The 20,290-nt window shown below is 67.7% G+C and carries 24 protein-coding genes; 11 read left to right on the top strand and 13 right to left on the bottom strand.

The features are described from left to right. Positions 1-16 precede the first annotated feature (16 nt). Positions 17-574 carry a DUF2058 domain-containing protein gene (locus tag AC5P6A_RS14935; protein ID WP_155029928.1) on the top strand — a complete coding sequence of 186 codons (558 nt, stop codon included), beginning with the start codon at positions 17-19 and terminating at the stop codon, positions 572-574. A gap of 169 nt (positions 575-743) precedes the next feature. Then, on the top strand, positions 744-1,010 hold the full coding sequence (locus AC5P6A_RS14930) for a DksA/TraR family C4-type zinc finger protein (protein WP_019662141.1): 267 nt from the start codon (positions 744-746) through the stop codon (positions 1,008-1,010). Positions 1,011-1,522: 512 nt separating this feature from the next. Here the strand turns inward: AC5P6A_RS14930 and AC5P6A_RS14925 are convergent. Both AC5P6A_RS14925 and AC5P6A_RS14920 read right to left on the bottom strand, forming a co-directional pair. After that, positions 1,523-2,116, bottom strand: a complete 594-nt coding sequence (locus tag AC5P6A_RS14925; RefSeq protein WP_019662140.1) for a mechanosensitive ion channel domain-containing protein — start codon at positions 2,114-2,116, stop codon at positions 1,523-1,525. 35 nt (positions 2,117-2,151) lie between these two features. Further along, entirely contained in the window at positions 2,152-2,331 is a 180-nt protein-coding gene (locus tag AC5P6A_RS14920) for a hypothetical protein (RefSeq protein WP_019662139.1), read from the bottom strand. A gap of 124 nt (positions 2,332-2,455) precedes the next feature. Here AC5P6A_RS14920 and AC5P6A_RS14915 point away from each other — a divergent pair, with 124 nt between their 5' ends. The 3 genes from AC5P6A_RS14915 to AC5P6A_RS14905 are packed head-to-tail and all read left to right on the top strand — an operon-like array spanning position 2,456 to position 4,456. Next, positions 2,456-3,034, top strand: coding sequence for an RNA polymerase sigma factor (locus AC5P6A_RS14915; RefSeq protein ID WP_155029927.1), 579 nt, complete (start codon positions 2,456-2,458; stop codon positions 3,032-3,034). Continuing rightward, the gene (locus AC5P6A_RS14910; protein ID WP_111098031.1) at positions 3,031-3,564 is read left to right on the top strand and encodes a hypothetical protein; all 534 of its coding nucleotides are present in this window, start codon (positions 3,031-3,033) and stop codon (positions 3,562-3,564) included. Before AC5P6A_RS14915 ends, AC5P6A_RS14910 begins: the two co-directional genes overlap by 4 nt. 10 nt (positions 3,565-3,574) lie before the next feature. Then, a complete protein-coding gene (locus tag AC5P6A_RS14905; RefSeq protein WP_019662136.1) occupies positions 3,575-4,456 on the top strand; it encodes a DUF4097 family beta strand repeat-containing protein in 882 nt (293 codons plus the stop codon). A gap of 49 nt (positions 4,457-4,505) precedes the next feature. Here AC5P6A_RS14905 and AC5P6A_RS14900 read toward each other — a convergent pair whose 3' ends face one another. The 3 genes from AC5P6A_RS14900 to AC5P6A_RS14890 form a co-directional block, all read right to left on the bottom strand. Then, a complete protein-coding gene (locus AC5P6A_RS14900) occupies positions 4,506-4,688 on the bottom strand; it encodes a hypothetical protein (RefSeq protein WP_005410566.1) in 183 nt (60 codons plus the stop codon). An 11-nt stretch (positions 4,689-4,699) separates the two neighbouring features. Continuing rightward, positions 4,700-4,993 (bottom strand): YkgJ family cysteine cluster protein, encoded by a 294-nt coding sequence (locus AC5P6A_RS14895; RefSeq protein ID WP_080112561.1) that lies wholly within the window; start codon positions 4,991-4,993, stop codon positions 4,700-4,702. Between the two features lie 229 nt (positions 4,994-5,222). Next, positions 5,223-6,584 carry an Hsp70 family protein gene (locus AC5P6A_RS14890; protein WP_019662134.1) on the bottom strand — a complete coding sequence of 454 codons (1,362 nt, stop codon included), beginning with the start codon at positions 6,582-6,584 and terminating at the stop codon, positions 5,223-5,225. A 181-nt stretch (positions 6,585-6,765) separates the two neighbouring features. Between AC5P6A_RS14890 and AC5P6A_RS14885 the strand changes: the two genes are divergently transcribed. Continuing rightward, a complete protein-coding gene (locus tag AC5P6A_RS14885; protein WP_021204683.1) occupies positions 6,766-7,101 on the top strand; it encodes a zinc ribbon domain-containing protein YjdM in 336 nt (111 codons plus the stop codon). Between the two features lie 6 nt (positions 7,102-7,107). On the opposite strand, the gene AC5P6A_RS14880 is transcribed toward AC5P6A_RS14885, so the two are convergent. Continuing rightward, positions 7,108-8,262 carry a tetratricopeptide repeat protein gene (locus AC5P6A_RS14880; RefSeq protein ID WP_495222332.1) on the bottom strand — a complete coding sequence of 385 codons (1,155 nt, stop codon included), beginning with the start codon at positions 8,260-8,262 and terminating at the stop codon, positions 7,108-7,110. Between the two features lie 228 nt (positions 8,263-8,490). Between AC5P6A_RS14880 and AC5P6A_RS14875 the strand changes: the two genes are divergently transcribed. The 4 genes from AC5P6A_RS14875 (at position 8,491) to AC5P6A_RS14860 (ending at position 11,355) form a co-directional block, all read left to right on the top strand. Continuing rightward, positions 8,491-9,093 carry an HD domain-containing protein gene (locus AC5P6A_RS14875; protein ID WP_171952926.1) on the top strand — a complete coding sequence of 201 codons (603 nt, stop codon included), beginning with the start codon at positions 8,491-8,493 and terminating at the stop codon, positions 9,091-9,093. A gap of 49 nt (positions 9,094-9,142) precedes the next feature. Continuing rightward, complete coding sequence (locus tag AC5P6A_RS14870; RefSeq protein ID WP_080241960.1) at positions 9,143-9,316, top strand: oxidoreductase-like domain-containing protein; 174 nt, start codon at positions 9,143-9,145, stop codon at positions 9,314-9,316. Further along, positions 9,313-9,930, top strand: a complete 618-nt coding sequence (locus tag AC5P6A_RS14865; protein ID WP_134734783.1) for a DUF998 domain-containing protein — start codon at positions 9,313-9,315, stop codon at positions 9,928-9,930. Before AC5P6A_RS14870 ends, AC5P6A_RS14865 begins: the two co-directional genes overlap by 4 nt. A 78-nt stretch (positions 9,931-10,008) precedes the next feature. After that, positions 10,009-11,355: an AcvB/VirJ family lysyl-phosphatidylglycerol hydrolase gene (locus AC5P6A_RS14860; protein ID WP_031270849.1), complete on the top strand. Its 1,347-nt coding sequence runs from the start codon at positions 10,009-10,011 to the stop codon at positions 11,353-11,355. A gap of 106 nt (positions 11,356-11,461) precedes the next feature. On the opposite strand, the gene mprF is transcribed toward AC5P6A_RS14860, so the two are convergent. Continuing rightward, positions 11,462-14,026: a bifunctional lysylphosphatidylglycerol flippase/synthetase MprF gene (gene mprF / locus AC5P6A_RS14855; protein ID WP_164145398.1), complete on the bottom strand. Its 2,565-nt coding sequence runs from the start codon at positions 14,024-14,026 to the stop codon at positions 11,462-11,464. A gap of 192 nt (positions 14,027-14,218) precedes the next feature. Here mprF and AC5P6A_RS14850 point away from each other — a divergent pair, with 192 nt between their 5' ends. Beyond that, positions 14,219-14,566: a RidA family protein gene (locus tag AC5P6A_RS14850; RefSeq protein ID WP_019662128.1), complete on the top strand. Its 348-nt coding sequence runs from the start codon at positions 14,219-14,221 to the stop codon at positions 14,564-14,566. 152 nt (positions 14,567-14,718) lie between these two features. Here AC5P6A_RS14850 and rnfB read toward each other — a convergent pair whose 3' ends face one another. The 6 genes from rnfB to AC5P6A_RS14820 all read right to left on the bottom strand — a co-directional run bounded on the left by rnfB (position 14,719) and on the right by AC5P6A_RS14820 (position 20,282). After that, positions 14,719-15,132: an Rnf electron transport complex subunit RnfB gene (gene rnfB / locus AC5P6A_RS14845; RefSeq protein WP_155029924.1), complete on the bottom strand. Its 414-nt coding sequence runs from the start codon at positions 15,130-15,132 to the stop codon at positions 14,719-14,721. 24 nt (positions 15,133-15,156) lie between these two features. Continuing rightward, positions 15,157-15,747, bottom strand: coding sequence for an HAD family hydrolase (locus tag AC5P6A_RS14840; protein ID WP_005418147.1), 591 nt, complete (start codon positions 15,745-15,747; stop codon positions 15,157-15,159). 75 nt (positions 15,748-15,822) lie between these two features. Next, a complete protein-coding gene (gene metG, locus AC5P6A_RS14835) occupies positions 15,823-17,895 on the bottom strand; it encodes a methionine--tRNA ligase (RefSeq protein ID WP_180877992.1) in 2,073 nt (690 codons plus the stop codon). A 102-nt stretch (positions 17,896-17,997) separates the two neighbouring features. Further along, a complete protein-coding gene (locus AC5P6A_RS14830; protein ID WP_012480941.1) occupies positions 17,998-18,441 on the bottom strand; it encodes a DUF2147 domain-containing protein in 444 nt (147 codons plus the stop codon). Positions 18,442-18,810: 369 nt separating this feature from the next. Continuing rightward, a complete protein-coding gene (gene gloA2 / locus AC5P6A_RS14825) occupies positions 18,811-19,215 on the bottom strand; it encodes an SMU1112c/YaeR family gloxylase I-like metalloprotein (RefSeq protein WP_111099026.1) in 405 nt (134 codons plus the stop codon). Further along, the gene (locus AC5P6A_RS14820) at positions 19,212-20,282 is read right to left on the bottom strand and encodes a serine hydrolase domain-containing protein (protein WP_021204316.1); all 1,071 of its coding nucleotides are present in this window, start codon (positions 20,280-20,282) and stop codon (positions 19,212-19,214) included. The genes gloA2 and AC5P6A_RS14820 overlap by 4 nt, the downstream gene beginning before the upstream one ends. Positions 20,283-20,290: the final 8 nt, after the last annotated feature.

Here is a 20,290-nt window from a genome sequence, read left to right as displayed (position 1 = left end):
GCGGTACACATCGACCATGGCAAAGCCCAACGCGCTGCAGGAACAATTGCTCAAGGCCGGCCTGGCCAAGAAGTCGCAGGCCAGCGCCGCCGCGAGCGCGCAGGCCAAGGCCCGGCAGGGCAAGGCCGAATCGACGTCGGCCGAGGTCCAGCGCGAGGCTGAGCGTGCCCGCGCCGAGAAGGTCGAGCGCGACCGCGCGCTGGCCGCCGAGCGCAATGCCCAGGCCAGGCAAGCTGAACAGAAGGCGCAGGCGAAGCAGATCATCGCGGCCCATGCCGTGCCCCACAAGGGCGATGACGAGTACCGCTTCAGCGATGGCACGGCGATCCGCACCCTGCTGATCGACCCCAAGCTGCGCAAGGCGCTGTCGGTGGGCGTTCTGGTCATCGTTGCCCATGGTGACGGTTACGCCGTGTTGCCGCGTGCTGCCGCCGAAAAGGTGCGTGAACGCGCGCCCGAAGCGATCATCGTCGACCACGGCCAGCCGGGCTCGACCGCCGAGATCTCCACCGGCAACGCCGAGGACGACGCCTACTACGCGCAGTTCCAGGTACCGGACGACCTGATCTGGTAAACAAAAAGGGGACGGAGGGGATTAAGTCGCAATCGGATTGATCGAACCCGTGCGCGTTCCACTCAGCTTGCTGAAGCCCCGCCGAGCATGGCTCGGCGCTACAGGAAGGCATTCCTTTTACCGGGGTGTATCGTCCCCATATCAGGCGACACACCTGCGGAGGACGGCCATGGCCACCGGTTGGGCGGGAGACGGCGCGGTCCAGGACCAGATCGACGCCACCGTTGATGATGCGATCGCCCGCGCGCGGCGCCAGCTGCGCGAGGGACCCGGTCTGGAACACTGTGAGGAATGCGACGCGCCGATTCCGTTGGCGCGGCGCCAGGCCGTGCCTGGTGTGCGGCTGTGCGTTGCGTGCCAGCAGGCGCGGGATGACGAAGAGCAGGCGCATGCCGGCTACAACCGGCGTGGCAGCAAGGACAGCCAGTTGAGGTAAAGGTTGTTGGGCAGGGCTGCACCCTGCACCCGCCGAAGCCTTCAAGCCAAGGCAGCAGCAACAGCAAAAGCTGGCATTCCGTGGGGTGGCGGGGCGGTGTCAGAGTGCGGGGACGCCGCAAGTACGTCCTTGTAGGCTTGGCAGCCGCATCCATGCGGCTGACACCCCGCACTCCGACACCGCCCCACCTCCGACAGATTTCCGCGATCGGGTACATCCCGCCGTGCGTGGATAAATTTCCATTGAAATCGAAAATTTCGATATCGGAATGATTTGAGCCGAGCATGGCTCGGCTCTACAGAAGAACGGACAGCTCGCGGAAATCTGTCGAAGGCGGGGTGGGTCCGGTTGAGGGGGCGTGAGCCGCATGGATGCGGCGACCGAGCTTACATGGACGTACTTGCAGCGTCCCCCTCAACCGGACCCACCCCGCCATCCCACGGATAGCATGCTTTTGCCGTTGCCGTTGCTCCGAGCAGGTGCAGGGCGCAGCCCTGCCGAAAACCCCACCCTCAGCCGTCGCCCTGGATGCCGCCAGGCGCCTGTGCCGGGTCGCGCCAGCGGCGCACGGTGCGCTGGAAGAACAGGTTGTTCGGCAACTGCAGCACCGTGCCCTCGTGGCCGTCGCCGGTTTCCTGCAGCGTGGTGTAGATCAGGTTCACATCGATCACCCGGCCCTTCAGGCCCGGCTTCTCGCCGTTCTCCAGCACCTCGATGTAGTCATGCAGGCGGAACGGGCGCGTGGTGAAGATCAGCAGCGTGCAGAAGATGTTGGAGAGCACGCTCCACGCCGCGAAAAAGGCCACCGCACCCACGGCGGCAAAGCCGGTGAACGCCGTCCACAGTACCGAAGGCGACGCGCCCAGCAGGCTGAGGATGTACAGCAGGGCGCTGAAATAGACCACGAAACTGGTGATCCGCCGGGCGCCCATCGCCATCTCCGGTGGCAGTGTGTAGTGCTCGGCGAAACGCCGGATGAGGCGCCGTGCCAGCACCCGCAGCAGCCACGCGGCCAGCAGGGTCAGCAGGATCTTCACGGCGATACCCACGTCATGCAGCCAGGGGTGGGTCCAGGCGGGGAGATGATCCTTCAGCGACAACATCATGGCGCGACAACAGGTGGCAATAACGGCCCTTGATGTTACCCGGCGCCTGCCGTGGATTCGACTGCCGGTGCCCAGGCCAGGCACACCAGTTCCTGGCGATGCTGCTGCAGGCAGGCGCGGCCACTGTCCGTGCGCAGCTGCAGGGACAGGCCCAATGCCTGCAGCACGACGCAGGCGGCGATCACCAGCACGGCGGCGCAGGCGGGGCTGGACATGACTGGACTCCCGGAGGTGTTTTCTCGAAGACCTTTCATGGATGCAGCCATCGTCGAAAAGGTTGCATGTCCCTGATCGCCGATCACCTCTAAACCTTTTTCCGGGCCGCCGCATCCAAGCGATATGCTCGACACCACCATGCCAGCGCTGCCTGCCGCCAACGACCCCGTCGACGAACCCGCCCTGGTGCGGGCGGCCGCTGCGGGAGACACTGCTGCCTACGAACTGCTGTACCGGCGTCACGCGCCGCGTGTATTCGCTGTGCTGTGGCGGTTGTGTGGCGGCCAGCAGGCACGTGCCGAGGATGCGCTGCAGGAGGCCTTCCTGCAGGCCTGGAAAGCGCTGCCGGGGTTCCGCTTCGAGAGCAGCCTGTCGACCTGGCTGCATCGGCTGGGCGTCAACGCCGCGCTCATGGAGCTGCGTGGCCGGGCGGGCGGGCAGGATCACGACAGTCTGGACGACGTCGACGGGGGCCTGCAGGAACTGGCGGTGCGTGACCGCTGCGCCGGCACCGAGCGCGACCTGGAGCGCGCGCTGTCGACACTGCCACCACGGGCGCGTGCGGTACTGGTGCTGCACGACATCGAAGGCTGGAAACACCAGGAAATCGCCGAGCAGCTGCAGATGGCCATCGGCAGTTCCAAGGCACAGCTGCATCGTGCGCGCGGCCTGTTGCGCGCACGGCTGGGAGACATGACATGAGTACGCACGAACACGATTTCGATCACGACCTGCTGGCCCGGCTGCGTGCGCTGCCGAATGAGCGCGAAGTGCCCACTGATGGTTGGGCACGCCTGTCTGCCCGGCTGCCGCCGCGTGAACCACAGGCAGCACCTGCGCCAACGGGCAGCGTGGTGGCCCTGGCAACGCGTTCGCGGCGCCGCTGGTGGTTGCCGGCCGGCGCTGCCCTGGCTGCCAGCCTGGCGATCTACGCGGTGGCCCCTTGGTGGCACGCGCAGCCGGATACACCGGTGCCGTCCACGCTGCAGTTGCAGGCGGCTGCGATGACCGAGCAGTACCAGCAGGCCGTGGCCTCGCTGCCCGATGGGCGCGCGCCGGAATGGCAGCCGGCCCTGCACGAACTGGATGAAAGCGCGGCGCAGATCCGTGCCGCACTGGCGCAGGACCCGCGCGCGCCGCACCTGCTTGGCCAGCTCAAGCGCACCTATGCGCTGCGGCTGGAACTGACCCGGCAGGCGGCCTATGCCGCCGAGTCCGGCCTGACGACCTGAGGAGACCCCCATGACCCGAACCCTGATTTCCTGCTGTGTCGCACTGCTGCTGTCCCCTGCCGTGGCGCTGGCCGACACCCGCATCGACGAGCGCCACACCTTGGCTGCGGGCGGTCGCATCGAACTGAGCAACGTGGCCGGCAAGGTGACCGTGCGTGGCTGGGACCGCAATGATGTGCAACTCACCGGCACGCTCAGCGATGGCCTGCAGCTGCGCCAGGAAAAGAGCGCCAACCGGGTGCGCTGGGAGATTGAATACCCGCGCCGCAGCAACAATGGTGGCGCGACGCTGGTGCTGAACGTGCCGCGCTCGGTGGAACTGCTGTTGAGCACGGTCAGCGCCAGCCAGGACATCAGTGGCATCGACGTGCGACGGCTGCAGGCCGACACCGTCAGCGGCAGCCTCAGCGCGGCTGGCCGCAGCGGCGACAGCAAACTCAACACGGTCAGTGGCAGTGTCAGCGCACGCCTGCAGACGCCGAAGCTGGACGTAAATACGGTCAGTGGCCGGATCGAGGCCGGCGGCGGCGTGTCCGGTGATATCGGTGCGCAGACGGTATCCGGCCGGGTTGCGGTGGAAGCCGGACGCGTGCAGCGGTTGGCGGTGGAGACCGTCTCGGGCAGCATCGATCTGGCAGCAGCCGGGTTGGCGCCCGGTGGCCGCATCAATGTCGAATCGGTCAGTGCCCCGGTCACGCTGAGCCTGCCGCGCACGGTGTCGGCACAGCTGTCGGTGAACAGCTTCAGCGGCTCGATCAACAGCGATGCCGGGCAGGTGGAGCGGCCGCGCTATGGGCCGGGCAGCCATCTCGACACGCGTCTGGGCGGCGGTGATGGAGACATCCGCATCCAGTCGCACTCGGGCAGTGTGAGGGTACGCCTGGATCGCTGAGCGCGGTCCGGCAGGCCGCGGCGGCAGCGCCGCCGCGGTCGGTGCTGGGTCAGCTGGCTTTCTTCAGCGCCCAGGTGGTGCCGAGGACTTCGATCTTGCCACCGGCCTTGCGGAACGCTGCCAGGTCCGAAGCGATCGAATCGCTGCTGACCACGGTGCTGGCGGCCGCGCCCTTGCGTTCGCTGCGGATGCTGTTGCTGGCCTTCGCGGGGGTCTTTGCCTTGCGGGGCATGGTTGCTCCTGTCAGGTGGAAGGGGAGGAAAGCGACCAGGCATCAGCCTGGCGCAGGTAGTCCTGCCGCTCGCGGCGGCAGTCATCGCCGCCCATCGAAAACTGGCGGCAGATCGCCGGGCGCTGCGAATAGATCGTGCAGCGCAGGTGATAGGGATCGATCGCCGCGCACCAGCCTTCCTCGTTGCGCGCCATCACGGCACGGCCGTGGGAGTCGCGTGACAGGAACTGGCCAGGCACGTGGTCGCCGGGCTGCAGCAGCACGGGCAGCCGACAACAGACCGCGTCACAACGGCGGCAGTCGATGGGTGCAGGTGCTGCGTCAGGTTGTAAGGCCACAGGGGCCTGGCGGGTGCCCAAAGCGGGTCTCGATGGCGGCTCAGGTGCTGCGCGGACCATGAACGAGCCAGGAAGGCATGGCCGCTAGGCCCGCAGGCGGGCCAGGCTGCACCGTGGACACACACCGGCGTGGCCAGTGGAAGGTGCAGCGGGGTTCTAGCCGACCAAGAGTAACTTAGACCGCGTAACATTTTTGTTAATCCGGGCTGGCTGCCGCCAGTGCCAGGCCCTGGACCACGCCCAGCGAGGGCTCGCCGTGGACCATGCGGGCGCCCGGGAAGGCCTCGGCCACGGCCTGGCGCAGGTAGCCGGCGCGGGACATGCCGCCGGTCAGGAACACCGCATCCGGGTCGCCGCCAATGTCGCTGCGGACCTGGGCCAGCAGCTCCCGGATCTGTTCCAGGTAGCCGTGAGCGGCAGCGGCCAGGCCGGCGGCGCTGCTGTCGGCATGCAGGTCGCGGGCAATGTAGTCCAGCGTGCTGCGGTGCTCGCTGGCGGCACTGAGGGCGATCTTCGCGCGTTCCACATCGCGGTACAGGCGGGCGGTATTGCCGGTGTCCTGCAGGGCCTGCAGGCGCGCGCGCCACGGATCGTCGACGTGATCGTATTTGTGCTGGCGGAAGTCACGCTGGCGGGTCATGTCCTGCACCGTGGCCGCTTCCACGTAGTGGTGGGCGGGCACGCGGGTGATGCCGCGGCCGAACAGCGGCATGTAGCTGGACAGGCTCAGCGCCAGGTCGATGTCGGTACCGCCGCGGGCAATACCCCACGCGCGGTGGATGCGTGGCGCAGCATCGCCGCCGACTTCGGCATGCGCGATGTCGGTGGTACCGCCACCGATGTCGACGATCACCGCCTGGTGCCGCTCGCGGCTTTCGGCGTGGTAATGCATGGCCGCCGCGGCCGGTTCCTCGAGGAAATCGATCTGGTCGAAGCCGGCCTGGGTGGCGGCCTCGCGCAGGATGTCCAGCGCCTGGTCGTTGCCGGCCGCGCCGATCGAGCTGCGGAACTGCACCGGGCGGCCGAGCAGGGCGGCACGCAGCGGCTGGCCGAGCTGGGCGCTGGCAGTCAGGCGGATGTGCTCGAGGATGTGCGCGGCGATGCCGGTGATGGTCTGCTTGGCGCGCGGGTGCAGGTTGTAGCCGAGCATCGACTTCGGGCTCTGCACCAGGTTGCCTTCGTGTTCCTCGAAATAGGCTTCCAGCGCGTCATCGCCATAGACCGCGTTCTGCAGCAGGTCGCTGGCGCTGCGTTCCTTGCCGGCGCGCGCTTCCATCCACTCCCGTCGCAGTGCGCGCAGGGCTTCGCGGCGCAGTGCCTGTGGCGTGCGTTCCTGGCCGGCGGCGCGGGCCGCGCGCGCAGCGCTGTCGATCATCTGCTGCAGCTGGTGTTCCTGCCCATCATCGAGCTGGAAGTCATCCGGGTCGGGCACCACGCCGGGGAAGTACACGCTGGTGCGGAACTGTTCGGCGTCGCCGAAGCGGATCGGCAGCAGCTTTCCCTCATGCACGATGGCGGCGGCGGAGTTGCTGGTACCGAAGTCGATGCCGAGGCGCATGGGAAGTTCCGGGGTCGATCAGGGGCCGCGCACTCTGCTGCAGTTCGCCGCCGACTGCAAGTTCCGGGGGCGTGCCGTTGTGTGTCGGGCCAGGTGCGCAGCCCGGGGCCTGCCTGGAAAAGGGGCAGGGAAGCCAGGCGGTTACAATGGCGGCTGTTGATTCACTTTGAGGTACTTGCTGATGTCTTCTGCCCCCGCCTGCCCGCAGTGCACCCTGGAAAACACCTACGCCGATGGTGCGCTCTGGATCTGCGCCGACTGCGGCTTCGAATGGACCCCCGAAGAAAGCGCGGGCTCCACCCTGGTCGTGCGTGACAGCAACGGCAATACCCTGCAGGCCGGCGACACCGTCACCGTAATCAAGGACCTGAAAGTGAAGGGCTCCTCGATCCCGCTCAAGCAGGGCACCGTGATCCGCAACATCCGCCTGGTCGAAGATGATGCCGAGCACATCGAAGGCAACTCGGACAAGATCAAGGGCCTGGTCCTGAAGACCTGCTTCCTCAAGAAGGCCTGATCGCCTTCAGCGCCTGGCCTGCTGCTGCGCGCGCCAGCGGGCCAGGCTGTCCAGCTTGGCCTGGTAGCGCGCCTGCTCCGGCGCGCCCCCCAGTTCCCGTGCACGCAGCAGTTCACGATCGGCGCGCTTGAGCTGGCCAGCCAGGAAATAGGCGCGTGCCAGCCCGAAGTGGAACTGATGCGCGGTGTCGTACAGGCGCACGGCCTGCCGGTAATGGCGGATCGCCTCGTCCAGTTGGCCGGCGCGTTCGGCCTTGGCGCCGAACATGTACTGCGCGAACGGGTCTTCGCGCTGCACCGACTTCAGCCGGCGCTCAAGTGACTGCGCCTGTGCGGTCAAGCCCAGGCTGCGGAACAGCGCAGAGGCATTGGTCAGTGCGGCATCCTGGCGGCCGTCCAGCTGCAGCGATCGGTCCAGCGCCTGCCGCGCCGCCTCGGTGTTGCCTTCGCGGTGGGCGAGTACGCCGAGGTTGTTCCACACCGGAGCGAACCCGCTGTCCTGGCCCAGGGAAGCGTCGAAGAACGCACGCGCGCCGCCGAAGTCGCCGTCGGCGAGGCGCTCCGCACCCCGGTTGTTGTAGAAATGCGCCAATGCCCGCGCACGGCTGACCGGAACCGGCCCACGGCGGTCATAGAGCACGTTGCGATCCAGATCGACGGTACCGAAACGCCCGCCGACGTCGACACCGGCGTTGACGTGGCCGACGCTGTAGACCACGCCCGCGTCCTGGTCCTGGTACCAGGACACTACCTGCCCCACTTCCTGCACGCGCGCCTGGATGCCCGCCTCCCGCGCAAGCGTCACGAACAGCAGGGTGAAGGCCAGGCAGTTGGCGCGGCGGTGCTGCCAGATATCGCTGACGGTGTAGGTCGCATTGGCGTCGTACTGCAGGTTCAGCCCGTGCTGGCCGAAGATCATCTCCACGAGCGCCTGCAACCGCTGGTCGCGGGAGTAGCTGCGCTGGATCACCTGCTTCTGGAGCATCGCACGCAGGTCTGCGGGAATGGCGAACACTTCTTCCGGGGTCGGCACGCGTACGGCTGACACGGTGATGGTCGGGGTCGTCACCACATCGGCGGGCGGTGCCTGGCCTGCGCCGAAGGCAGGAGCACAGAAGGCCAGCAGCGAAAGGGTGAGGCAATGGGCGGCAGAACGGTACATGACGGTTCCCGGCAGCGGCGGGCGCTCCCGCCTGTGGCGAGTGTATTCCCATGGATGTCAGGCTGCAGCGACCGTTGGTCGGCGCCGCGGTCATCCACAACCGATGTGGACCAGCGCTCGACAAAGCTGTGGACAACTGGCTCCGGGCCCCGCCCGGCAAGCGTTGTGAGTGCGTGGTGAAAAAACCGCCAGCTTGCCCGGCGCCGGCACAGGCGGGATGATCCGGGCATGGACTTCTCACCGCTGACGCTTGCCCCGGCGCAGTGGCAGGCGCTGCAGGACAGCTATGCAACGCCGCCACGGGCCTACCACCACTTCGGCCATGTACGCGCCGTGCTGCAGCACTGCCAGGAGGTGGCCGACGGCCCTGGCTGGACCCAGCCGGCCGAGATCTATCTGGCCGTGCTCTACCACGATGCGATCTACCACGCGGGGCGCAAGGACAACGAGGCCCGTTCTGCGCAGCTGGCCCTGCACGCGATCGCACAGGCACCGGAGCTGGCCGCAGTGGATGCCGCACGCGTCGGGCAGTTGATCCTGCTGACCGCCCGCCATGGTGAGCTGGGTCCGCAGGATGTGGATGCCGAGGCGGCGCTGTTCCTGGACTGCGACATGGCGATCCTGGCCGCGCCGGAGCCGGTGTTTGCCGCCTATGACCGTGGCGTGGCCGACGAATACAAGGGCGTGGTGCCGGGCTTCCTGTACCGCGCCGGCCGCCGTCGGTTCCTGCAGGGCCTGCTGCGGGCGCCGCGGATTTTCCTCAGTGACTTCTTCCACCAACGGCTGGATGCGGCCGCTCGGGAGAACCTGCGCCGACAGCTGGCCCGCTGAGCCAGCCCGGTACACTGGGGCCTGCTTCCACTGATCGTCGCTTCCGACCGTGTCCGTCCCTGATCCCGATCCACGCCCGCTACCACCGGAAGAACCCGGTCCCAACGAATGCTGCGGCAGCGGCTGCCCGCTGTGCGTGCTGGACCTGTACTCCGAGGAGCTGCAGCGTTACCGCAAGGCGTTGGCCGAATGGAAGACGCGGCATCCTGAGGACGCAGCATGAGCCGTGCGCGTCCGGTGGCGGTGCTGGCACTGGTGGCGCTGCTGCTGTTCGTGGCAACCGCGCTGTGGACCCAGGTTGCGCGCAGTGATCTGGACTGGGTGCGGGCGACGTTGAGCCTGTATCTGCACGGGCCGTGGGGGCTGGCGTTGCGCGCTGCCTACTGCGTGCTGGCGCTGGCCATTGCGGCACTCGGCGTTGCGCTGTATCGCGGCAGCATCGGCCCACGGCGCAGTGCGGCCGCACCGCTGTTGTTCACGGTTTCCGCCCTGGGCCTGGCGACGGTGGCGATCGGCGACAGTTGGCTGCCTGAAGCGACCCCGTTGCTGGCGCCGTTCATCCACGGGCTGGCAGCCAACACGGCGTTCCTGTGTGCCAGCGTCGGCATGCTGCTGCAGGCGTGGTACCTGCGCCGGGAACCGGGTTGGCAGCCCGCCGCTGACCTGCTCTGGGGCTGGGCATGGCTGGCCTTCGTGCTGCTGTGGCTGCACGTGCTGTGGCGCGCTGGGCCACCGCGCGGGCTCGGACAGAAAGTGGTGATCGCAGTGATCGTCGGCTGGCTTCTGTACCTGGCGACGGCCCTGTACCGTCGCAGCCGCCAGGCCGCGGCCGACTGAATCCCCAACGGCCTGCGCCGGTACGTGCCGTGCACGCGGCGGCGGCGTATCGTGTGCGCATTCCATCGGGGATGCGACATGAAGCGTGCAGGGCTGGGCAGGGCAATGGGTGTGGTATTGGCGCTGGCCACGCTGCCGGCAACGGCGGCGGTGACCCCGCAGCAGTTCAGCCATGGGCGGTTCGAGCAGATTCCGGTGCACATGCCGGCCGGCACGCCGCAACGGGTGGTGATCTGGTTCCACGAACCCACTGCCGGCGGTGACACCAGCCGCCTGCCGATCGAGGCCCTGCGTGCCGACGGCGCGCTGGTGGCGGCAGTGGACATTGCGCATCTGCGCGGTGTGCTCAAGCGCGAGGGTGACCCGACCTGTTCGTTCGGTTCCGGTGACGTCGAGAATTTCTCGCGCTGGCTGCAGGCCTCGCTGCATCTGCCCGGCTACCACCTGCCGCTGGTCGGCGGTGATGGCGAAGGTGCCGAAATGGCCTACGCGCTGGCAGCGCAGGCCGACACCCAGGTTTTCGCCGGTGTGCTGACCACCGGCTTCTGCCCGGACCACAGCCACCAGCGCATGGTCTGCGGCGATGGCGTGAAGCGCGACAGGCTGCAGCCGGCCGAACTGAATTTTCCGTGGTTGAGTGCGGCAGGTGACAACGGCTGCAGGGCGGGCCAGGCCAGCCGGTTCGTACAGCAGGTGGCCATGGCGCGTGAGTTCAAGCGCACTGCGCGCGGTGATGCATCACCGGGCCTGGTGGCGGCGGCGCGGGTGATTGGCGCGCAGGCTGGCGTCAGCCTGGCACCGCCGCCTGCTGCACTGAAGGGCCTGCCGGTGGTGGAAATGCCGGCGGCCACCAGCGGCGATACGCTGGCGGTGTTCGTCTCCGGTGACGGTGGCTGGGCGGGCCTGGACAAGAACGTGGCGTCGTCACTCAACGCGCATGGCGTGGCGGTGGTGGGCATCGACTCGCTGCGCTACTTCTGGAGCCAGCGCACACCGAAGGGCTTTGCCGGCGACCTGCAGAAGATCATCGACCACTACCGCCAGCAGTGGCACCGAGACAAGGTGATGCTGATTGGTTTCTCGCAGGGTGCCGATGTGTTGCCTGCCACCATCAACCAGCTCGATGCCGGTACCCGTGAGGGGCTGGAGCGCATCGTGCTGCTATCGGTGGGCAGGAAGGCCGACTTCGAATTCCATGTCAGCAACTGGCTGGGCGGTGGCGGCGATGGCTTGCCGATCGCCCCGGAAGTGGCCAGGCTGCCGGCAGAAAAAACGCTGTGCGTGTTCGGCGACAAGGATGAGGACGCATTGTGCCCGGACCTGCCGGCCAATGACGGGGTGAGGAAGGTGAAGCTGCCGGGTGATCACCATTTCGGGGGGGACTACGATCGCTTGGCCGAAGTGATCCTCAAGGGCGGTATGTAGCGCTTGGCAGGCGCCGACCTTGGTCGGCGCTGGGGTTGCATGTCGACCAAGGTCGACACCTACCGAGCAGCGGGTAGCGTCGAGCCATGCCCGACGCATCGCGGCTTCAGTTCCGCCGCGGATCCAGCGAGATCAGGCGCGTGGCATCCAGCAGCGCGGCCGGCAGATGCATGCCGCCGGGCGCCGCGAGATAGCGTGGCCGCCACTGCGGATCGAACTTCGACTTGAAGCGGCGCAGGCCACTGAAGCCATAGAAGCGTTCGCCATGCCGCGCCAGCAGGCCGGCCAGGCGGTTCCAGCGACCGGCCAGCCGATGCTGGGCCAGCCCGGACAACGGCGCCATGCCCAGCGAGAACCGCGCATAGCCCTGCGCGCGGCCCCACAGGAACAATTCGATGAAGAGAAAGTCCATCGTCCCCTTCGGCGCTTCGTTGACGTGGCGCATCAGGTCCACCGACAGCTCGGCACCGGCCGGTGCCTGCCACAGGTTGGCGAATGCCACGATCTGGCCCTCGGCTTCGACCAGTGCCACCGGGAAGCGCACCAGGTAATCCGGGTCGTAGCTGCCCAGCGAAAAGCCCTTCTCATCGCCGGCCTTGTCCTCCAGCCACGCGTTGGAGATCGCATGCAGACGTGGCAGCAGGCCGGGAACCTCCTCCTCCGGTGCCACGCGGAACGACAGGCCGCCGCGCCTGCCGCGGTTCCAGGCCTGGCGCAGATCGGCGCGTTCGCGGCCTTCCAGCCCGAAATCGTGCAGCGGCACGATCGCTTCCTCGCCCAGCTTGACCAGGCCCAGGCCGAGGTCGAGATAGGTCTGCCAGTAGGTCTCGCCCACCTGGTAGAACACCGGGCGCAGGCCGAGCCGGTCGGCTTCTTCGCGGAAGCGCCAGATGAGTGCACGGGCCACGTCCGGCGGGCCGACCGGATCACCCATCGCGATCAGCGAACCGCCATAGCGCTGCATCATCACGAAGCCCTGTTTCGCATCATCGCGCAGCACCGCCTTGTCGGCGGTCAGTACCAGGCAGGCCTGGGTATCGGTGGCCCCGGCCAGCACCGGTGCCAGCGACTGCAACGTGGCCTCGTCAGCGGCCGGCAGCGGGCTGCGCGTACTGTGCAGCAGGCGGGCCAGGCCGAACATCACCAGCGCGATCGCCACCACCAGCAACGCACGCAGCGCGCGCGGTGCGTTGCCGGACAACGCGAACTGCCACCACAGCTCGTTCTGGTATTCGACATGGCTGTAGGTGAAGAACAGCAGCCAGGTGACCGCGACCAGCACCAGACCCAGATTGCGCAGCCACGGCCACGACCAGGCTTCATCCAGCAGCGCGCCCTGGCGGTAGAACTCGCGGCGTGCAGCCCACAAGGCCATCGCCACCAGCACCGCTGAGACGGCGATCAATGGTTGCCCGCCGCGCAGCCACAGCGGCAACGGGGTGACAACGCACACCGCCATCGCCAGCACCCACGCGGCGTGGCTGCGCCGGGCCAGGCCCTGGCCGATCAGCAGCAGCGCGACGCCACTGAGGCTGCCGACCAGGTGTGAGGTTTCCAGGATCGGCAGCGAGGCGTTCACCAGGTGACGGCGTGGCGTCGGCAGCGTGCCGTCGATGACCAGCGCGGCGCCGATGCTGAACACCGCCAGCGCGATGATCTGCGGCAGCCACGGGCGCAGCGCGTTCCAGCCGGCACGGGTTGCCCCTGCGCTGGCCTGCAGCGGCTGACGCAGGGCCGGCGCAAGGGCGAGCAGGGTGGCCAGCACCAGCGGCAGCACGTAGTAGGTGACGCGGTAGATCAGTGCTGCCGCCAGCACCGCTGCCGGTGCCACCTGCGGCAACAGCTTCAGCAGGCTCCACTCGAACACACCCAGGCCTGCGGGCACGGTGGAGACCAGGCCGGCCAGCACTGCCACCAGGTAGAGGCCGACGAAGCCCGGCAGGCCGGTTGGCGTGGAGTCCGGCAGCAGCACGTAGAACGCGGCACTGGCCAGCACCAGCTCGATGACGCTGAGTACGGTGACACCGATCATGGTGCGGCGATCGGGCAGCCACAAGGCGTGACCGAGCACACTGAACTGCCGTCCGTCGCGGCCGACCAGCAGCACGGTGCCGAGATAGGCGAGCAGGGCAATGATGCCGACGATGCGCACGGCATCGGGATTCAATGGCAATGCCAACGCTGCCGCGGCGGGTTCCATGCATAGGGCCACGCTGATCAACAGCCATGCACCGAATACGAAACCGAGCGTGCTCATCAGCACCACCTGGCCGATCTGCGCCAGATCCAGGCCGGCGCCGCGGTAGCCGCGCAGGCGCACCGCGCCACCGGTCAACGCGGCAAAGCCCACGGTCTGGCCCAACGTGTGCGCAAGGAACGCGGTGATGCCGACGCGCGCGGGGTGCACGCGGATGCCGCTGCGACGCAGGCCGATGGCATCGAAGCCGATCAGGCAGGCGTAACTGGCCAGGCCGAGTACCACGGTGAGCGCGATCTGCGTGCCGCTGAGCTGCCGGAACGCCTGGCGGATCGCACGATAGCCGTGCTCGTCGAACTCATTGGCCAGGCCGTGCAGGGCCAGGGCGAGGATCAGCAGCGGGATGACGATGGTGGCAACCCGCTTCCAGGTTGGCGTGGAAGGGGCAGTGGTGGAATCGACGGGGGCGGTCATCGGCGCAAGGGTGCGGCAGTAGGGGCGAGGGCGGTGTCAACGCGGGCGTGGCGCATCGTGCGCCTGTCATCGTCATTTGACCAGTGGGACCGTCGGAGCCCGGTAATGACGTATCGCGGAGGGCACCCGTGCACCCACCGTCGACCGGTTTGGAGGACAATGCAGGCCTGATCAACCGCAGGAGCCACGCCCATGATGGAGCGTTACGACGTCGGACCGCGCATGTCCGAAATGACCGTATACAACAAGGTCGCCTACCTCTCCGGCCAGATTCCGGAGGACACCAGCCAGGACATCACCGGCCAGACCCGGCAGGTGCTGGCGGAGATCGACAAGCTGCTGGCGCTGGTCGCCAGTGACCGCCAGCACGTGCTGCGTGCGGAGATCTTCCTGGCCGACATGGCCGACTTCGACGGCATGAACAAGGCATGGGACGAATGGGTGGTTGAAGGCGCGACCCCGGCACGTGCCACGGTCGAGGCCAAGCTGGCCCACGCCGACTGGAAGGTCGAGATCGTGGTGACGGCGGCAGTACCGTAACGGCAGGCAAGGTCACCTCCCACCAGGGAGGGGGTAGAGTCGACTGTTGGCCGACTATCGCGCGCAGCGCGCGGTTTTGCGCCGCCGGAACGAAGAGCAGTCGACTAACAGTCGACTCTACCCCGCCGCTCCACTGCCGGTTGGTCCGTTGGCTACGCTGGCACCAGCTCGATGCAGTCCACCGGGCACGGCGGGATGCACAGCTCGCAGCCGGTGCACAGGTCGGCAATGACCGTGTGCATGTACTTGGCGCCGCCGACGATGGCGTCCACCGGGCAGGCCTGGATGCACTTGGTGCAGCCGATGCAGTCGGCTTCGACGATCAACGCCACCTGGGCCGCCTTGTGCTCGCCGCGCGAACGATCGAACGGAATCGCCGGTACGCCGAGCACCTGTGCCAGCGCCCGTGCACCGGCGTCGCCACCCGGCGGGCAGCGGTCCACACCGGCCTCGCCACGTGCCATTGCCTGCGCGTACGGGCGGCAGCCGTCATAGCCGCATTGCCCGCATTGGGTCTGCGGCAGCAGGCGGTCGAGGCGTTCGGTCAGGGGCGGGATCAGGCTCATGCGTGGCGAAGGCTGCGCGTTGGGTTATTTCAGGGGCTTGCCGCGGAACCAGCGCTCGTGGGCCAGCGCCAGCATCGGCTTGTCTTCGGAACTGTCACCGTAGGCATGGATGCGCACGTAGCGCGACAGATCGAACTGGCGGCGGATGTGCTCGACCTTGCGCGGGCCGCAGTCGCCACCAGCGTAACGGCCGGTCAGGCGGCCATCCTGGCTTTCCAGCCGGTTGCAGATCAGCTGCAGGCCCAGCTGCTCGCACCACGGCCGCAGGTACAGGTCCAGCGAGCCGGACACGATCACGACGGTGTGCTGCTGTTCCTTGTGCCAACGGATCTGCTCCAGCATTTCCGGGCGCACCACGTCGGGCAGGAACTCGCGCGAGAAGCCTGCGGCCAGCGTGGCGATGTCATCGCTGTGGCGGTCACTAAAGGTCAGGCGGGTGACGCGTGCACGGATGCGTTCGGCCGAGATCAGCTTCAACCTGTACGCGGCCAGCCACGGCCCGACTTTCCACCATGCCTGTGCCAGCTGTTCGGCGGTGGCCACGCGGCGCAGGAAGCGGCCATAGGTATCGCAGGTGGTCACGGTGTGGTCGAAGTCGAACAGCGCCAGTTCCATTGCGTTGCCTCCCATCGCGTGCCCCGTGGCCGGTGCTGCCGGCGGGCGCGGCGGTGGCCGCGCCCGCTGCAGGCATCAGCGCACCGGCATGCCCGGCTGCGCGCCGCTGTCGGCGTCCAGCAGCGCCAGCGCGCCACCGTCGAAACCGGCCGACAGGATCATGCCTTCGCTCAGGCCGAAGCGCATCTTGCGCGGGGCCAGGTTGGCGATGAACACCACGCTGCGGCCCACCAGCTTCTCCGGTTCGCCGTAGCTGCCACGGATGCCGGAGAAGATCTGGCGCTTGCCCAGCTCGCCGGCGTCCAGTTCGAAGCGCAGCAGCTTGTCCGAACCTTCCACGAACTCGCAGACCAGCACCTTGCCGATGCGCAGGTCGAGCTTGGCGAAATCGTCGATGCCGATGTAGGCCGGCGCGTCGGCGCTCTTTGCTTCGTCCTTGGCCGGGGCCGGGGCCGGGGCGGCCGGCTTGGCAGAGGGGGCAGCGGCAGCGGCCGGCTGCAGGGTGTCCTTGGAGGCGTCGATCATGGCGTCAATCTTCTTCGGGTCGATACGGGTGAACAGCGGGGTGTAGTCGGCGATGCGGTGATCCAGCAGCGGCTGCGCCAGCTCGGTCCAGTCGTTCACCGGCGCGGCCAGGAAGGCCTCGGCCTGCGCGGCGGTGGCCGGCAGCACCGGCTTCAGTGCGGTGACGAGCACGCGGAACAGGTTCAGGCCTTGGCTGCACACGGCCTGCAGCTGCGTGTCGGCGCCTTCCTGCTTGGCGATGACCCATGGCTTGACGTCATCGATGTAGCGGTTGGCTTCGTCGGCCAGGGCCATGGTCAGGCGGATCGCCGCAGCCGGGTCGTTGCGCTCGTAGGCTTCACGGATCGGTGCCAGGCCGTCGACGAAGCGCTGGTACTGCGCGGCATCAGGCAGCTGCGCGGCCAGCTGGCCGTCGAAGCGCTTGCTGATGAAGCCGGCGCAGCGGCTGGCCAGGTTGACGAACTTGCCGACCAGGTCGGCGTTGACGCGGGCGATGAAGTCACCCAGGTTCAGGTCGAGATCGTCGACGCCTCCGCCGGACTTGGCGGCGTAGTAGTAGCGCAGCGCTTCCGGTTCCAGGCCGGCGTCGAGGAAGGTGCGGGCCATCACGAAGGTGCCGCGCGACTTGCTCATCTTGGCGCCGTCCACGGTCAGGTAGCCGTTCACGTGCAGGCGGGTCGGCGCGCGGTGGCCGGTACCGTGCAGCACCGCCGGCCAGAACAGGCCGTGGAAGTTGACGATGTCCTTGCCGATGAAGTGGTGCAGCTCGGTGGCGGTACCGGCGCGCAGATGCGCTTCGAAGTCCTCGCCGATCCTGCCGCACAGAGTCTGGAAGCTGGACAGGTAGCCGATCGGCGCGTCCAGCCAGACGTAGAAGTACTTGCCCGGCTGGCCGGGAATCTGGAAACCGAAGTACGGTGCATCGCGCGAGATGTCCCACGCGCGCAGGCCACCTTCGGCATTGAGCCACTCACCGAGCTTGGCCTTCACGCCTGGCAGGGCGACGTCGCCGGCCAACCATTCGCGCAGGAACGCGTCGAAGTGGCCCACCTCGAAGAAGAAGTGCTCCGAATCGCGCATTTCCGGCGTGGCACCGGAGATCACCGAACGCGGTTCCTTCAGGTCGGTCGGCGCATAGGTCGCGCCACAGACTTCGCAGTTGTCGCCGTACTGGTCGGGGCTGCCGCAGTTCGGGCAGATGCCCTTGACGTAGCGATCGGGCAGGAACATGCCCTTGGCCGGGTCGTAGAACTGCGCCACCGAACGGCGGCTGATGTGGCCGGCTGCCTCCAGCTTCAGGTAGAACTGCTCGGTCAGCGCCTTGTTGGCCGCCGAATTGGTCGAGTCGTAGTGGTCGAAGGCGACGCCGAAGGCGGCGAAGTCACGTTCGTGACTGGCCTGGATGTTGGCAATGAAGGTTTCCGGGGTGACCCCGGCCTTTTCCGCGGCCAGCATGATCGGCGTGCCGTGGGTGTCGTCGGCGCACACGAACCAGGCCCTGCCGCCGCTCATTCGCCGCGCACGCACCCAGATGTCGGCCTGGATGTAGCCGACCAGGTGGCCCAGGTGCAGCGGGCCGTTGGCGTAGGGCAGGGCGGTGGTGACAAGCGCGGTACGGGTCATGGTCGCGGGGTGAAGCCGAGGGGAACCGCAGAGTATCGCATGCCCGCAACGAGGTGACCCGGCCGGGGCCGGGTCACGGGGTTTAAGCGGGGGCCAAGGCGCTTATTCGCGCTGCCAGGTCTGCGCGCGGCAGATGAAGGCGATGCAGCCGGACACGTCCAGCCGGGTGCCGCCGGGCTGCAGTTCCATCTTCGACTTGTAGGTCTTGCCATTGGCCGGATCGAGGATGGTGCCGCCGGACCACTTGTTGGCGCCGTCGGCCTTCAGGTTCCAGAGGATGGTCATGCCCTTCACCGGCTTGTTCCTGTTGGCGCCTTCACAGCCGTCACAGACCGGGTTCGGGCCCTTGTCCGAGTGCAGGATGTCGACCACCTTGCCGGTCAGGGTGCCGTTGGCGGCCTGGGTGATCTCGACGATCGACTTCACCTTGCCGGTCTTGTCGTCGATGGTCTTCCAGCGGCCGGCGGCGCCATCGGCGGCCTGCGCCGAGAGCGCGGCCAGGCACAGCGGCAATGCCAGCAGCAGGGTCTTGAAGGTGTTGCGCATGGTCCCCTCCCAGGGTTCATTCCGGCACGGTGCCGGCATGGGTCGACTGTATACCCATTCGGCGGGGTATGGGGAAGGGGGGCTTTGCAGGGCTGCGCCCTGCACCCGCAGAGGCAACAGCAACGGCAACGGCAAAAGCGGCCATTCCGTGGATGGCGGGGTGGGTCCGGTTGCGGGGGGCGCTGCAAGTACGTCCCTGTAAGCTCGGTCGCCGCATCCATGCGGCTCACGCCCCCGCAACCGGACCCACCCCGCCTTCGACAGAGTCCTGCGATCTGCCGGAATGGAACGACCTGCTCTTGGTGGGTGTCGACCTTGGTCGACACGTAGATCCATGCCATGCATGGATGAATCACGATTGAAAAACGCTCAACCGACTTCGTACAGCTCCAGCGGCAGGCCATCCGGATCGGCGAAGAAGGTGAAGCGGCGGCCGGTGTATTCGTCCACGCGGATCGGTTCGCAGGCGACGCCATGCGCGGCCAGGCGCTGGATGAAGGGTTCCAGTGCAGCCACCCGGAACGCGAGGTGGCGCAGGCCCTGGGCTTCCGGACGGCTGGGACGGGGCGGTGGCGAGGGGAAGGAGAACAGTTCCAGCTGGCCGCCATCGGGCAGGGCCAGGTCCAGTTTCCAGGAATCGCGCGCAGCGCGGTGGTTCTCGGCCAGCACGCGCAGGCCGAGGATGCGCACGTAGAAGTCCTTCGAGCGTGCGTAGTCGCTGCAGATCAGTGCGGCGTGGTGGATGCCCAGCAGGGCGTCGGAACCGGTGTTCATTGCAGAGTGTCCAGCCAGCGCTGGGCGATCTTCTGCGCCAGCGGGTACGGTTCGGGATCGTTGCGGTTGGTCAGCACGATCACGGTCAGGTGCTTTTCCGGGTGGCGCACGATCACGTTGCGGAAGCCGATGCTCTCGCCGCTGTGCCATTGCACCGGGCCGTTCAGGCGCCAGCCGAAACCGTAATGCGGCACGTCCGGTTCCGATGTGGCCGTGGCCGGGCTGAACATCGCGCGGCGCGAAGCCTTCGACAGCAGCCGGTCGTCATACAGCGCGGCGTCCCAGCGGGCGAGATCGTCCAGCGAGGAATAGATGCCGCCATCGCCGAGCACGGCGCTGGTGGTGCTCTGGTCGGTGCGCTGCCAGCGGCCGTCGATCCGGCTGTAGCCATAGGCGCGCGCGGCGACCGTGTCCACGCCGTCCTGGTGGGCCACGGTATGCGCCATGCCCAGCGGGCGGAAGATGCGTTGCTGCAGGAAGGTGGCGAAATCCTGGCCGGACGCGCGGCCGACGATCAGGGCCAGCAGCGCGTAGCCGCTGTTGCTGTAGCGGTACTGCGTGCCGGGTGCGAAATTCAGGCGGTCCTCGCGCGACAGCAGGGTCAGCACGTCGGCGTCATGCACCTGCCGCGTGTCAGCCGGGTCCATCAGGTCTTCGTAATCGAGCAGGCCGCTGGTGTGCGAGAGCAGTTGGCGGATCGTGATGGCCGCTGCAGCCGGCGGCAGTTCGGGCAGCCACTGTCGTGCAGGCTGATTCAACCCCAGCCGTCCATCCTCCACCAGCAGCAGCACCGCCGCAGCGGTGAACTGCTTGCTGACCGAGGCCAGCCGGAAGTTGCTGGCGGCAGTGACCGCAGTACCGTCCTCCACCACTGCCAGGCCGTAGCCACGGCGGAACACCGGCTGCCCGTCATGCAGCACCAGCACGGCGGCGCCGGGCACCCGGCCATCGTAGGCCTGCATCAGGCCGTCGATGCCCGCATCCGGTGGGGTCAGCACCGGCGCGGCGGAGCCCGCCACTGGCAGCAGGCCCAGCACGACGGCGAACAGGGCGACGGCAGGGCGCATGGCGGCTC

The sequence above is a fragment of the Stenotrophomonas sp. YJH_SMC_20 genome, from assembly GCF_059367845.1.
This window is presented reverse-complemented; position numbering and strand designations above follow the sequence as displayed.

Coding starts and splice junctions, on each gene's coding strand:
- AC5P6A_RS14850 (WP_019662128.1), top strand. CDS start 14,219: ATGATGGAGCGTTACGACGTCGGACCGCGCATGTCCGAAATGACCGTA.
- AC5P6A_RS14905 (WP_019662136.1), top strand. CDS start 3,575: ATGACCCGAACCCTGATTTCCTGCTGTGTCGCACTGCTGCTGTCCCCT.
- AC5P6A_RS14890 (WP_019662134.1), bottom strand. CDS start 6,584: ATGCGCCTCGGCATCGACTTCGGTACCAGCAACTCCGCCGCCGCCATC.
- rnfB (WP_155029924.1), bottom strand. CDS start 15,132: ATGAGCCTGATCCCGCCCCTGACCGAACGCCTCGACCGCCTGCTGCCG.
- AC5P6A_RS14920 (WP_019662139.1), bottom strand. CDS start 2,331: ATGTCCAGCCCCGCCTGCGCCGCCGTGCTGGTGATCGCCGCCTGCGTC.
- AC5P6A_RS14925 (WP_019662140.1), bottom strand. CDS start 2,116: ATGATGTTGTCGCTGAAGGATCATCTCCCCGCCTGGACCCACCCCTGG.
- AC5P6A_RS14935 (WP_155029928.1), top strand. CDS start 17: ATGGCAAAGCCCAACGCGCTGCAGGAACAATTGCTCAAGGCCGGCCTG.
- AC5P6A_RS14840 (WP_005418147.1), bottom strand. CDS start 15,747: ATGGAACTGGCGCTGTTCGACTTCGACCACACCGTGACCACCTGCGAT.
- AC5P6A_RS14875 (WP_171952926.1), top strand. CDS start 8,491: ATGGACTTCTCACCGCTGACGCTTGCCCCGGCGCAGTGGCAGGCGCTG.
- AC5P6A_RS14880 (WP_495222332.1), bottom strand. CDS start 8,262: ATGTACCGTTCTGCCGCCCATTGCCTCACCCTTTCGCTGCTGGCCTTC.
- AC5P6A_RS14915 (WP_155029927.1), top strand. CDS start 2,456: ATGCTCGACACCACCATGCCAGCGCTGCCTGCCGCCAACGACCCCGTC.
- gloA2 (WP_111099026.1), bottom strand. CDS start 19,215: ATGAACACCGGTTCCGACGCCCTGCTGGGCATCCACCACGCCGCACTG.
- AC5P6A_RS14860 (WP_031270849.1), top strand. CDS start 10,009: ATGAAGCGTGCAGGGCTGGGCAGGGCAATGGGTGTGGTATTGGCGCTG.
- AC5P6A_RS14930 (WP_019662141.1), top strand. CDS start 744: ATGGCCACCGGTTGGGCGGGAGACGGCGCGGTCCAGGACCAGATCGAC.
- AC5P6A_RS14885 (WP_021204683.1), top strand. CDS start 6,766: ATGTCTTCTGCCCCCGCCTGCCCGCAGTGCACCCTGGAAAACACCTAC.
- AC5P6A_RS14910 (WP_111098031.1), top strand. CDS start 3,031: ATGAGTACGCACGAACACGATTTCGATCACGACCTGCTGGCCCGGCTG.
- metG (WP_180877992.1), bottom strand. CDS start 17,895: ATGACCCGTACCGCGCTTGTCACCACCGCCCTGCCCTACGCCAACGGC.
- AC5P6A_RS14900 (WP_005410566.1), bottom strand. CDS start 4,688: ATGCCCCGCAAGGCAAAGACCCCCGCGAAGGCCAGCAACAGCATCCGC.
- AC5P6A_RS14820 (WP_021204316.1), bottom strand. CDS start 20,282: ATGCGCCCTGCCGTCGCCCTGTTCGCCGTCGTGCTGGGCCTGCTGCCA.
- AC5P6A_RS14830 (WP_012480941.1), bottom strand. CDS start 18,441: ATGCGCAACACCTTCAAGACCCTGCTGCTGGCATTGCCGCTGTGCCTG.
- mprF (WP_164145398.1), bottom strand. CDS start 14,026: ATGACCGCCCCCGTCGATTCCACCACTGCCCCTTCCACGCCAACCTGG.
- AC5P6A_RS14865 (WP_134734783.1), top strand. CDS start 9,313: ATGAGCCGTGCGCGTCCGGTGGCGGTGCTGGCACTGGTGGCGCTGCTG.